9 protein-coding genes are annotated in these 12396 nt (G+C 73.1%); 3 read left to right on the top strand and 6 right to left on the bottom strand.

What is annotated here, in order from left to right; all coding sequences use genetic code 11:
• Positions 1-2: 2 nt before the first annotated feature.
• From ACFVGW_RS29755 to recG, 5 genes are all read right to left on the bottom strand, one after another.
• The gene (locus ACFVGW_RS29755; protein ID WP_383309841.1) at positions 3-608 is read right to left on the bottom strand and encodes a YceD family protein; all 606 of its coding nucleotides are present in this window, start codon (positions 606-608) and stop codon (positions 3-5) included.
• Between the two features lie 184 nt (positions 609-792).
• A complete protein-coding gene (locus ACFVGW_RS29750; RefSeq protein ID WP_385854113.1) occupies positions 793-1869 on the bottom strand; it encodes an ATP synthase F0 subunit B in 1077 nt (358 codons plus the stop codon).
• A 110-nt stretch (positions 1870-1979) separates the two neighbouring features.
• Complete coding sequence (gene coaD, locus ACFVGW_RS29745) at positions 1980-2471, bottom strand: pantetheine-phosphate adenylyltransferase (RefSeq protein WP_352190356.1); 492 nt, start codon at positions 2469-2471, stop codon at positions 1980-1982.
• A gap of 26 nt (positions 2472-2497) precedes the next feature.
• Entirely contained in the window at positions 2498-3082 is a 585-nt protein-coding gene (rsmD, locus tag ACFVGW_RS29740) for a 16S rRNA (guanine(966)-N(2))-methyltransferase RsmD (RefSeq protein ID WP_383226662.1), read from the bottom strand.
• A gap of 70 nt (positions 3083-3152) precedes the next feature.
• Positions 3153-5366, bottom strand: a complete 2214-nt coding sequence (gene recG, locus ACFVGW_RS29735) for an ATP-dependent DNA helicase RecG (protein ID WP_385854112.1) — start codon at positions 5364-5366, stop codon at positions 3153-3155.
• Positions 5367-5533: 167 nt separating this feature from the next.
• Here recG and ACFVGW_RS29730 point away from each other — a divergent pair, with 167 nt between their 5' ends.
• Both ACFVGW_RS29730 and ACFVGW_RS29725 read left to right on the top strand, forming a co-directional pair.
• Complete coding sequence (locus tag ACFVGW_RS29730; RefSeq protein ID WP_385854111.1) at positions 5534-7345, top strand: HSP90 family protein; 1812 nt, start codon at positions 5534-5536, stop codon at positions 7343-7345.
• Complete coding sequence (locus tag ACFVGW_RS29725) at positions 7342-10161, top strand: tetratricopeptide repeat protein (RefSeq protein WP_385854110.1); 2820 nt, start codon at positions 7342-7344, stop codon at positions 10159-10161. Before ACFVGW_RS29730 ends, ACFVGW_RS29725 begins: the two co-directional genes overlap by 4 nt.
• Before the next feature lie 164 nt (positions 10162-10325).
• Here ACFVGW_RS29725 and ACFVGW_RS29720 read toward each other — a convergent pair whose 3' ends face one another.
• Entirely contained in the window at positions 10326-11903 is a 1578-nt protein-coding gene (locus ACFVGW_RS29720) for a DAK2 domain-containing protein (RefSeq protein WP_385854109.1), read from the bottom strand.
• A 240-nt stretch (positions 11904-12143) separates the two neighbouring features.
• Here ACFVGW_RS29720 and rpmB point away from each other — a divergent pair, with 240 nt between their 5' ends.
• Positions 12144-12329 carry a 50S ribosomal protein L28 gene (gene rpmB / locus ACFVGW_RS29715; protein WP_003957616.1) on the top strand — a complete coding sequence of 62 codons (186 nt, stop codon included), beginning with the start codon at positions 12144-12146 and terminating at the stop codon, positions 12327-12329.
• The last annotated feature ends 67 nt before the right edge of the window (positions 12330-12396 follow it).

The following is a 12396-nucleotide window of genomic DNA, read 5'->3' as shown; positions in this document are numbered from 1 at the left end:
GGCTACTTCTCCTGCTTCTCGTCGACGCCAGCTTCGGCGCCGCTCATGTTGTCCTTCTCATCGGTTCCCAGCGAACCGGCGAGTCCCTGCAGTGCCGCCCAACGCATGTCGACGGCATCGTGGTGGTGGTCCGGGTTGTCGTTCAGGTTGGTTCCACACTCGGAACACAGACCCGCACAGTCCTCCCGGCACACCGGCTGCATCGGCAGTGCGAGCACCACCGCATCGCGCAGCACGGGTTCGAGGTCGAACATGCCGTCCTCGAGGGGGATCATGTCCTCGTCAGCCTCGGCTTCGTCGTCCGCGGCCACCTTGGAGCGGCCCCGGTCGTCGGAGTCGGGGTACGAGAACATCTCCTGGAAGTCCACGTCGAGCTCGAGCTCGACGGGCTCCAGACACCTTACGCACTCCCCCTCGGCCGATGCACGGGCGGTGCCTGTGACAAGCACCCCTTCCATGACCGACTCGAGACGGAGGTCGATCTCCACCGGCGCGCCTTCCGGCACACCGATGACCCCTTCGACACCGAAGTTCTTGGGGGCTTCGACCGAGCGGGAGATCCTCTGGAGGGCACCAGGACGCCGCCCCAGCTCGTGTGTGTCGAACACGAGGGGGTTGCGGTGGTCGAGGCGCGTGCTCAGGGCTCTTCCTGCTTTCGGATCGTGAGGGGGCTGCCGCGTTCGAATCGAGAGACGAAGCGGGCAGCATGGATCGCGGGCATACGCGCGACCGAAGAGCCAGGATACTGGACGCTTCGCTCAGGGCCCAATCCGGGCCCGTGGAGCGGATCGCTCAGTGCCCCTGGCCGTGGCCGTGACCCTGCTCGTACCGGCGCAGCTGCTCCAGATCGATCATGCTCGTATCGAAGAAGCTGGTCTCGTCGAGCGCGGCGGCCTGCGGCTGCGGGACCTGCGGCTGCTGCTGCTCGTAGCCGTACTGCTGCTCGTAGGAGGGCGCGGCATAGGCTCCGGCGCCGTTGCCCGCGACCGCGTACGGATCCGGCTGCTGCTGGTACGCGTAGGGGTCGGCCTGCTGATAGGCGTAGGCGTCCTGCGGCTGCTGCTGGTACCCGTACGGGTCCGGCTGCTGCGCCGGGATCTGCGGGGCCTGCTGCATGACGGGCTGCTGCACCGGCTCCGGGTCGGCCAGCTCCGCGAGCCCTGCCAGGTAGTCCGCGTCGCTGGTGTGCACGGAGTTGCCGGCCGCGTCCTGGGCGGCCATGTGCGCGCCGAGGTCGTCGGTGGCGATCCGCCCGTGCAGTTTCTGCCGGCCGCGGCCGACGGCCTCCAGGGTCTTGGAGAGCACGGCCTCGAAGGCGCCGAGCTTGGCGTCGACGTACTCGTCGGCCCGGTGGATCAGGGTCTGCGGGTCCGCGCTGTACTCCGGGGCGTCCTCGTCGGCGTAGCCCTGCTCGTCCAGGCCGGGGCCGCGGCCGAGCAGCTTCTCGCGGCCGCGGTCGACGGACCCGATGGTCTTGTTGAGGACGACCTCGAAGTTGGCGAGCTTGGAGTCGACGTAGTCGTCGGCCTCGGCGCGGATCTCCTCGGCCTCCCGGCGGGCCTCGGAGAGGATCCGGTCCGCCTCGTCCTGGGACTGTCGGGCGACCTGGGTGTCCGAGATCAGCGAGCCGCGCTCGGCGTGGGCGGCCTCGATGATCCGCTCCGCCTCCTGGCGGGCGTGCTCCACCATCTGCTCCCGGCCGCCGAGGAGCTCCTGGGCCTGGGCCAGGGAGCCCGGCAGGGCCTCCCGTACCTCTTCGAGCATGGCGAGCAGCTCGGCGCGGTTGACCACGCAGGACGCCGACATGGGCATGGAGCGGGCGTTGGCGACCGCCGAAACGATCTCGTCGAGCTTCTTCTGCACGTCCACCGGGTGCTCGCCACTCTCTACAGCTGGATGGAGACGGACGGGACGACTGTAAGGGCAGTCGCCCCCCGTACGACACCAGGTGACGGACCGTCAGGGACGGTCGCAGCGGGTCACTGCTCGGCGCGCCGCTCGGCGAGCCGCTCGGTGAGCCTGGGGAGGACGGCCTGCGGGACCAGGTGGGAGACGTCGCCGCCCCAGGCCGCGACCTCCTTGACCAGGGAGGACGACAGGAAGCTGTACGTCGGGTTGGTGGGGACGAACAGGGTCTCGACGCCCGAGAGCCCGTTGTTCATCTGTGCCATCTGCAGCTCGTAGTCGAAGTCGCTGACCGCGCGCAGACCCTTGACGATCGCGGGGATGTCGCGCTGCTTGCAGAAGTCGACGAGCAGGCCGTGGAAGGCCTCGACCTCGACGTTTCCGAAGTCGGCGGTGACTTCGCGGATCAGCTCGATCCGCTCGTCGACCGTGAACAGTCCTCGCTTGGACTGATTGATCATCACCGCGACGTGCACGACGTCGTACAGCTTGGAGGCGCGGGCGATGATGTCGAGGTGTCCGTTGGTGATGGGGTCGAATGACCCCGGACAGACGGCGCGGCGCAACTTGGGTCCCTCGCTCTCCGGTCCGGTCATCGTGCGTCTTCGCACGTAGAGGCGGCGCGACCGTACCAAAACGTTCCCTCGCCGTAGCGACGGGCCCGGAGTGATGTGAAACCGGCCGGCCAGGCGAACTCGCCGCCTCGGGTGCTGCGCTCCACGGTGACGACGGCATCGTCGGCGATCCAGCCCCCGGAGCGGAGTGTGAGGAGGATCTCGCGAAGATCGTCGTCCGAGACGGCGTAGGGCGGGTCGAGGAAGACCAGGTCGTACGGGGCGGCGGGCGCCGCTCCTGTCACGATCTGTTCCGCTTTGCCGGTCCGGAGTTCGGCGCCGGGAAGTCCGAGCGACCGGATGTTCTCGCGGACGGTCCGGGCGGCGCGGGCATCGGCCTCGACGAGGAGGGCGTGCACCGCGCCCCGGGAGAGAGCCTCCAGACCTACGGCGCCCGAACCCGCGTACAGATCGGCGACACGGGTCCCGTGGAGGGTGCCGAGGAGCGACTCCCAGGTGGAGAAGAGGCCCTCGCGCGCCCGGTCGGAGGTCGGGCGGGTGCCGTTGCCGGGCGGCACGGCCAGTCGGCGTCCGCCGGCGGTACCGGCGATCACGCGGGTCATCTGAGGTCCTTGTCCTTGTGCTTCCGGGCTCCTGTGCCTCCACGATATGGCCGGTGGGCGGGGTGTGCCGTCACCCCTTCTCCAGGAACTCCTCCCGCTCCTTGTCCAGGAGCGCGTCCAGGGCGGTGCGCAGCTCGGGGTGGTCGTCGAGGCCGGGGTCGGCGTGGACCACTGCGGTGGCCTCCTCGCGGGCGGCGGCGATGACCTCCTCGTCGTCGAGGACGGTGAGCATCCGCAGGGAGGAGCGGACGCCGGACTGGGCCTGGCCGAGGACGTCGCCCTCGCGGCGCTGTTCGAGGTCGATGCGGGAGAGCTCGAAGCCGTCGAGGGTGGAGGCGACGGCGCCGAGGCGCTGGCGGGCCGGGCTCGCCTCGGGCATCTCGGTGACGAGGAGGCAGAGGCCGGGTGCGGAGCCCCGGCCGACACGGCCGCGGAGCTGGTGGAGCTGGGAGACGCCGAAGCGGTCCGCGTCCATGATCACCATGGCGGTGGCGTTGGGGACGTTGACGCCGACCTCGATGACGGTGGTGGCGACCAGGACGTCCGCCTCGCCCGCGGCGAAGCGGCGCATGACGGCGTCCTTGTCGTCGGGGTGCATCCGGCCGTGCAGGACCTCGACGCGGAGACCGGCGAGGGGGCCCGCGCGAAGCTTCTCGGCGACCTCGAGGACGGCGAGCGGCGGCCGCTTCTCGGCCTCGTCCTCGGGGGACGCCTTCCGCTTCTGCTTCTCGTCCTCGTCGTCGCCGATGCGCGGGCAGACCACGTACGCCTGGTGGCCGTTCTCCACCTCCTCGCGCACGCGCTCCCACGCCCGTGCGAGGAAGTGCGGTTTGTCGGCGGCCGGGACGACATGGCTGGCGATCGGGGAGCGGCCGGCGGGCAGCTGGTCCAGGACGGAGGTCTCCAGGTCCCCGAAGACGGTCATGGCGACCGTGCGCGGGATGGGCGTGGCCGTCATGACCAGCAGGTGGGGCGGCTGCTTGCCCTTCCCGCGCAGGGCGTCGCGCTGCTCCACGCCGAAGCGGTGCTGCTCGTCGACGACGACGAGACCGAGGTCGTGGAACTGGACCTTGTCCTCGATCAGCGCGTGCGTGCCGATGACGATGCCGGCCTCGCCGGTGACCAGGTCGAGGAGGGCCTGCCGGCGGGCGGCGGCGCCCATGGAGCCGGTGAGCAGCACGACCTTGGTGGCCTGCTCGGCCCCGCCGAGCATGCCGGCCTGGGCGAGCTCGCCCATCATCTCGGTGATCGAGCGGTGGTGCTGCTGGGCGAGGACCTCGGTGGGGGCCAGCATCACGGCCTGCCCCCCGCTGTCGACGACGGCGAGCATGGCCCGCAGGGCGACCATGGTCTTGCCGGAGCCGACCTCGCCCTGGAGGAGGCGGTGCATGGGGTGCTCGGTGGCGAGGTCGTCGAAGATCTCCTTCGAGACCTTCTTCTGGCCGTCGGTGAGGGTGAAGGGCAGCTTGGCGTCGAAGGCGTCGAGGATTCCGCCGGGGGTGGTCCGGCGGGCGACGGCCGGCAGCTGGGTGTCGGCGTGCCGGCGGCGGGCGAGGGCGACCTGGAGGACGAAGGCCTCGTCCCACTTGAGCCGCTGCCGGGCGTCCTCGATGTCGGCCTTCGTACGGGGCCGGTGCACCTTCTGGAGCGCCTCGGGCAGTTCGGCGAGGCCGCGGTCCTCGCGCAGGGCCGGCGGCAGCGGGTCGGCGAGCCCGGCCCAGCCGGTGGCGGCCAGGGAGTCCAGGGCGATGGAGACGGACTGCTCGATGGTCCAGGACTCCAGCTGCTTGCAGGCGGGGTAGATCGGCAGCAGCTCGTTCGCGAAAGCCTTGACGGTCTCGTCGCTGCTCTCGGCGTCCAGGAGCTTGTACTCGGGGTGGGTGAGCTGGAGCTTGCGGTTGAAGACCCCCACCTTGCCCGCGAACATCCCGCGCCGGCCCGGCAGCAGCTCCTTCTGGTGGAAGTGGACGGCCCGGCCGAAGAAGACGAGCTGCATCCGCCCGCTGCCGTCGGTGAGGGTGACCTCCAGGCGCTGGCCCTTGCCCCGGCCGCCCTTGTTGAAGGTCAGCACGCGGGCGTCGGCCACCTGCGCGACCACCGTGACGTGCTCGTCCAGCGGCAGGTCGGCGAGGGCGGTGAGCTCACCGCGCTCGGCGTACCGCCGGGGGTAGTGGTGGAGGAGATCCCCGACCGTACGCAGGTCGAGGTGCTCGGCCATCACCTTCGCGGTGGCGGCGCCGAGGAGGTTCTTCAGAGGTTCGTCGAGCACTGGCACGCGTTCCATTGCACACCACCGGACTGACACCCGTCCCGCAGGCTGCGGATATCTCCTGGTCACGTCGGCGCCGTGCCCCCTAGGATGACGCGTCTCCCCCCGTGCCGCCCCGCGATCACCGCCCGCCGGGATCGCCCGACCCGCGCCGTCGTCTCTCCCCCACCGGCGCAGCGACGATGACTGCTGATCAGACACCGCACACCTTCCAGGTCGATCTGCGCGGACTCGTGGATCTCCTCTCCCACCACCTCTATTCGAGCCCCCGGGTCTACCTGCGCGAACTGCTGCAGAACGCCGTGGACGCGATCACCGCGCGCCGCGCCGAGGAGCCGGACGCCCCGGCCCGGGTCCGGCTGTACGCGGACGGCGGCAGCCTGCGCGTCGAGGACAGCGGCATCGGGCTGACCGAGCAGGACGTCCACAGCCTGCTGGCCACGATCGGCCGCAGTTCGAAGCGGGCGGACGCCGCCGGCATCGCGAGCGCCCGGAGCGAGTTCCTGGGGCAGTTCGGCATCGGGCTGCTGGCCTGCTTCGTGGTCGCCGCCGAGATCCGGGTGGTCAGCCGCAGCGCCCGTACGCCCGCCGCCCCTCCGGTGGAGTGGACGGCCCGCGACGACGGTTCGTACACCGTCCGCACGCTCCCGGACGGCGCGCGCACCGAGCCGGGTACCACCGTGCACCTCACCGGGCGCCCCGGTTCCGGCGAGTGGCTGACCGAGGAGCGGGTCCTCGCGCTGGCCCGCGAGTACGGCTCGCTCCTCCCGTACGAAGTACGGGTGGGGGACGCGCCGGTCACCGATCTGCCCGCGCCCTGGGACCGCTCGTACCCGAGCCCGGCGGCCCGGCGGGTCGCGCTCGCCGGGCACTGCCGGGAGGTCTTCGGCTTCTCGCCGCTCGACTCGATCGACCTGGATCTTCCGCTGGCCGGGATCCGGGGGGTGGCGTACGTCCTTCCGTCGGCGGTCAGCCCCGCCCAGCGCGCCGGCCACCGGGTCCACCTCAAGGGCATGCTGCTCACCGACCGGGCCGACGGGCTGCTGCCCGACTGGGCGTTCTTCGTGCGCTGCGTCCTCGACACGGACTGTCTGCGGCCGACCGCGTCGCGCGAGGCGCTGTACGAGGACGAGACGCTGGCGGGCGTACGGGACGCCCTGGGCGCCGCCGTGCGGAACTGGCTCGGTGAGCTGGCCGCGGGCGCCCCGGAGCGGCTGGAGGAGTTCCTGGCCGTGCACCACCTCGGGGTGAAGTCGCTGGCCCGGCACGACGGCGAGATGCTGCGGACGATGCTGCCGTGGCTGCCGTTCGAGACGACGGACGGCCGGCTCTCGCTGGAGGAGTTCGCCCGGCGTCACCCGGTCGTGCACTACACCCGGACCGTCGAGGAGTACCGGCAGGTCGCCGCGATCGCGACCGCGCAGGGCATCGGCGTCGTCAACGGCGGCTACACGTACGACACGGAGTTGGTCGAGCGCCTGCCCGAGGTCCGCCCCGGCACCGTCGTCGCGGAGCTCGACGCCGACACGGTGACCGCGCATCTCGACTCGGTCGACCCGGCGCAGGAGCTGGCCCTCTCGTCGTTCCTCGCGGTGGCGCGCGCCGCCCTGGACCCGCTGGGCTGCGACGTGTCGCTGCGCTCCTTCCACCCGCTCACCGTGCCCGCGCTGCACCTGGACGACCGGGCGGCCCGCCACGAGCAGGCCCGGGCGGAGGCCGAGGAGCGGGCGGACGACCTGTGGGCCGGCATCCTCGGCTCGCTGCGCGGCAGCGCGCCGAGGGCCCGGCTGGTCCTCAACCACCTGAATCCGCTGATCCGCCGGATCGGTTCGCTCGACGACCCGGAGCTGGCGGGGACGGCCGTCGAGGCGCTGTACGGGCAGGCCCTGCTGATGGCGCAGCGGCCGCTGCGTCCGGCGGACTCGGCCCTGCTCAACCGGGCGTTCGCGGGGCTGCTCGCCTGGGCCGCACACCACGGGGAGAACAACGCATGACCCTGACCTTCGAGGCCCTCCGCGAGGCGATGCGGGACAACGCCCAGCAGCCGGAGGGACCCGCGCGCAACGCGCGCGCCGAGCGGCTCCTCGCCGAGGCCGAGCTGATCGGCGAGCCGCTGGCCGTCATCGAGGCGCTGGGCCATCAGCTCCAGGCGTACAACTACAGCTCCGAGAAGGCGAAGATGTTCGTGCCCTTCTCGCGGCTGCTGCGGATGTGGGACGACAACCCGGCGGACTTCGACGCGTACGAGACGCACTCCCTGCACTGGGTCTTCAAGTGGGTCTCCAGCGGCATGCTCGACCAGCCGCACATCCCGCTCGCGTCGATCGAGAAGTGGCTCGGCGAGATGGAGCACCGCTACCGGCTGGCGGGCCACTCGGAACGGGCCGTCCGGCAGGGTGAGTTCCGGGTGGCGCGGCACATCGGCGACCTGGAGCGGGCCGGGCGGGCGTACGCGGCCTGGCTGGCGGCCGAGCGGGACCGGATGGCGGACTGCCTCGCCTGCGAACTGCACGGGCAGGGCGTGTGGTCGGTGGAGCTCGGCGACGACGAGCAGGCGCTGCGGACCTGGGCTCCGGTCCTCGCGGGCGAGCACACCTGTGCGCACGAGCCGCACGCCGTCCTGGCCTCCTCGCTGCTGCCGCTGGTGCGGCTCGGCCGGATCGACGAGGCCCGCGCGCACCATCTGCGGGGCTACCGGCTGGTGCGTCCGATGGAGAGCATGCGCGGTGCGGCGGCGGAGCACATCGAGTTCTGCGCGCTGACGGGGAACGAGGCGCGGGGCCTGGAGATCCTGGCGGAACGGCCGGCGTACCTCACGGACGGCGGCGACCCGGACAGCCACATGGACTTCCTGGCCGTGACGGCGCTGCTCCTGGACCGGCTGGTGGCACTGGGGCTCGGCGGGCAGTCGGTCCCGGGGCCCGCGCGGGCCGGGGACGCGACGTGGACCGCCGCCGAACTGGCCGCCCACGCGCGCGTGGAGGCGCTGGCGATCGCCCGTCGCTTCGACGAGCGCAACGGGACGGGCCGCGTCGGGGAGCTCGTACGGGCCCGGATGGACGCGGAGCCGCTCCTGGACCGGCTGCCGCTGGGGGTACGAGCGGCGGGTCCGGTGCCGAGGCCGGCGCACGCGCGCGTGCCTGAGGCGGCGGTGGAGCCGGTCGACCTGCTCGCGGAGGCGCGCCGGCTGTCGTCGGAGCGGAATCCGGCCGCGCGCGCCGCGTGGGCGGCGGTGGAAACCGCCGAGGTCGAACTGGACGCGCTCGGGCGGGCCGAGCTGGACGACCACCGGGCCATGTCGATGGATCTCGGTCCTGCGGAGTCGGTCGGACTGTTCCACCGGGCGGCGGACGGCTACGAGTCGGCCGGCGACCCGGGTGAGGCGGCGGCCGCCCGGGCCAGGGCGGCGTACGCGCTCGCCCTCGACGGCCGGGGGGCGGAGGCGGCGCAGGGGGTCGACGAGGCGATCGGCCGGGTGCTCGCGCTGCACGCCGAGGGTGCGGCAACGCCCCGGCAGGCGGCGGGGGCGCTGCTGAGCCGGGTACGGATCGGGTTGCTGGGGCTGCACCCGGAGGACGGCGACGGCGGTCACGACGGCGTCGGAGAACTGGCGCGGGCCGTGGACGAGCTGCTGGCCTTCGCCGCGCCGTACGCCGACGACCCGCTGGTCGTGGACCGGGTCGCCGAGGCCGAGGCCGTACGGGGCGATCTGGCCGCGCACGAGGGGGACGCGGAGTCGGCGGCCCGGCGGTACACGTACGCGGCGGAGCTCTACCACCGGGTCGGGATGTCCTGGTACGCGGTGGAGCCGGAGGTGCGGCTCTCGCGGATCGCCCTGCACACGGGCGACCTGGAGACGGCCGAGCGGGCGGCGCGGGCGGCCCTCGACCACGGTGCCGAGTACGCCGACGCGGCCGGGCAGACCCGGCTCAGGCTCCAGCTCGCCGAAGTCCTCGCCGAGGCGGGGCGGTTCGGCGAGGCGGGGTCGCACGCCCTGGAGGCGGCGCACTGGGCCGACGAGGCGGGCGAGAGCCGGGGCATCGGCGCGTACGCCCGGCATCAGCTGGGCGGTTGGCTGCTGCGGGAGTCGCGGGTCGAGGAGGCCGCGGCAATTCTGGAGGCGGTGTTGCCGGACCTCACGGTGGAGGAGCACGGCGACGGGACGGTCGTCCAGACGCTGTGGTGGCTCGGCGACTGCCTCTCGCAGTTGAACGAGCCCCGGGCGGCGGCGGAGCAGTGGCTGCGGGCGGCGGAGCTGGCGAAGGCGTGGCCGGAGCAGCGGGACCACGCGATGCTCGCGAACCTGGCGGCGCAGGCGCTGCTCGCGGCGGAGCTGCGGCCGGAGGCCGCGGCGGCGTACGAGCGGGCGGGCGAGCTGTGGAGCGCGCTGGGCGACACGGCGGCGTACGTGCGGACCCTGCGGGTCCGGGCCTGGATCGCCGGCGCGGACGGCGAGGGCAGGGCGCTGATGGACGCGGCGGCCGAGGCGTGCGGGGCGGACCTGGTGGCGCGGGGGGACACGTACCTCCAGGCGGCGGAGCTGCTCGGGGAGACGGACGCGGGGGCGGCGCTGTCGTACGCGACGCGGGCGGTCTCGGCGTTCGGCGAGGCGGGCCCCGCCCACCGCGACCGCCGCACGGCCGCGGAGCTCCTGTCGGCCTGGCTCCACCTGGACCTGGACGACCCGTCGCGGGCGGTGGCGCTGGCACGTGGGGTACTGGCGGAGTACGCCACCACGGAGGACCCCCCGGCCCCGGAACGCCGGGAGCAGGCGGAGTCGATCCTGGAACGGGCGGAGACGACCCCCTGACGGGAACGGGCGCTCCGCCCCGAACCCCCGACGGGGCGCGGCGGCTCCGCACGGCGTAGAGGGCGGGGCGTCGCGGCCCCGGCCGCAGGCACGGTGGCCTCCCGGCGCGCGCCGCGGCCGCCCGCGGCGCCCTCCGTGGGGCCGCGCGCTCGCCGCGCCGTCGGCTACTCCACGCCGATCAGGAGTGGCGGGGCTCCCGCGCCCGCGTGGTACGTGGCGGTGTCCACTGCCAGGTACGTCTCGCGGACGTGGCGTTCCAGGGAGTCCGACAGGGACGGCGGCGTCTCGTCCGAGACGATCAGGGTCACCAGTTCGCCGCCCGCCGAGAGCATGCGGTCCAGGACCGTGCGGGCCGTTTCCGTGAGGTCCTGGCCGATGACCGCGACGTCGCCCTCGATGAGGCCGAGGACGTCGCCGGCCTGGCAGACGCCCGCCGAGGTGAAGGACTGGCGTTCGGCGACGGCGAGTTCCGCGTAGCGGGTCGCCCCCGCCGCCGCCGTCATCGCCACGACGTCCTCGTCGAAGCGCCGGTCCGGCTCGTGGACGGCCAGCGCCGCGATGCCCTGGACGGCAGCCCGGGTCGGGATCAGGGCGACCCGGATGCCCTCCGCGCGGGCCTGCTCGGCCGCCGCGCCCGCCGTGTGGCGCAGGTCGGTGTCGTTGGGCAGCAGCACCACCTCGCGCGCGTGGGCCCGCCGGATCGCGTCGACCAGGTCCCCGCTCGCGGGCGGGGCCCCCGGCCCGGCCAGCACCGTCGTCGCGCCCGCCTCCGCGCACAGGCCCGCCAGCCCCTCGCCCGGTACGACCGCCACGACGGCCCGCTGGAGCCGCTCCCTGGCCTCCGAGGCGCCGGCGAAGTGCGTGATACGGATCCGGTACGGGCGGCCCGCCTCCACGCCCGCCTCCACGGCCGCCCCCGCGTCGTCGACGTGGACGTGCACGTTCCACAGCCCGTCCCCGCCCACCACGACCAGGGAGTCGCCGAGCCCGTCCAGCCTGGCCCGCAGCCGGTCCACGGCCGCGTCCTCGGCCTCCAGGAGGTAGATCACCTCGAAGGCCGGACCGCCCGGGGCGCAGTCCTCCGGCGAGGCCGCGGGCACCGCGCGCGTCGGCGGGCGCAGCTGCGCCTCGCCCGACACGGCCTCCACCAGCGCCCCGAGGACCGCCACCAGACCCCGTCCGCCCGCGTCCACGACCCCCGCGCGCTCCAGGACGGCCAGCTGTCCGGGGGTCGCCTCCAGGGCCGCCCTGGCCCCCTCGTACGCCCCTCTGGCCACCGCCACCAGGCTTCCGCCGCCTCCGCACGCGTCCGCCGCCGCCGTCGCCACGCTCAGGATCGTTCCCTCGACGGGGTGCGCCACGGCCTCCCGGGCCGCGCGGGCCGCCGCCGTCAGGGCACGGGCGAGGTGATCGCCGTCGCGCCCGTCGGCGAGCACGGACGCCATGCCGCGCAGCAGTTGGGAGAGAATCGTTCCGGAGTTGCCCCGGGCCCCGATCAGGGCGCCGTGCGCCATGGCGCGTACGGCCTCACCCGCGTCGGGATCGTCCGCTGCGAAGACCGCCTCGACCGCCTGGGCCGCGGACTCCACCGTCAGGTACAGGTTGGTCCCGGTGTCCCCGTCGGCGATCGGATAGACGTTGATCGCGTCGATCTCCTCGCGCTCCCGGCCGAGCGCGTCCAGCGCCCGTACGCACCAGGATCGGACCGCTGCGGCGTCCAGGGTCTGCGCGGTCTGCGGCAACTGGTGATCCTCCTGCTAGGCGGCCGTCTGCGGTGAGCTCACCGCAGGGTAGACCGGCTCGTGACCTGGGGCGGGGGCGGGGGCCGCGATGTCCGTGGTAGTTTCGTTCTACGGGAGCAGCCGTTGTATGCTGCTTCGGTTGCCCGGCGAGAGTCGGGCCATTCCCCCGGCAAGCCACTTCAGAACTCTGATTCCGGTGCGCCGGATTTCACTGTAAATCTGAAGTCTTTGGAGTGACCCGTGGCTGCCAACTGCGACGTCTGCGGCAAGGGGCCGGGCTTCGGCAACAACATTTCGCACTCGCACCGCCGTACGTCTCGTCGCTGGAACCCGAACATCCAGCGTGTGCGTGCCGTGGTCGGTCGGACGCCGAAGCGGCTCAACGTCTGCACCTCGTGCATCAAGGCCGGCAAGGTCTCGCGCTAACGCCGACGTTTCGTCGTAGCGCAGCCCCTGCGGTTGCCTTGAAAGGCCGGTTCACCTAGGTGAACCG

This window comes from Streptomyces sp. NPDC127129, assembly GCF_042671585.1.
Lineage (GTDB): Bacteria > Actinomycetota > Actinomycetes > Streptomycetales > Streptomycetaceae > Streptomyces.
Note: the sequence above shows the minus strand (reverse complement) of the source record. Positions and strands in the feature narration are given on the sequence as shown.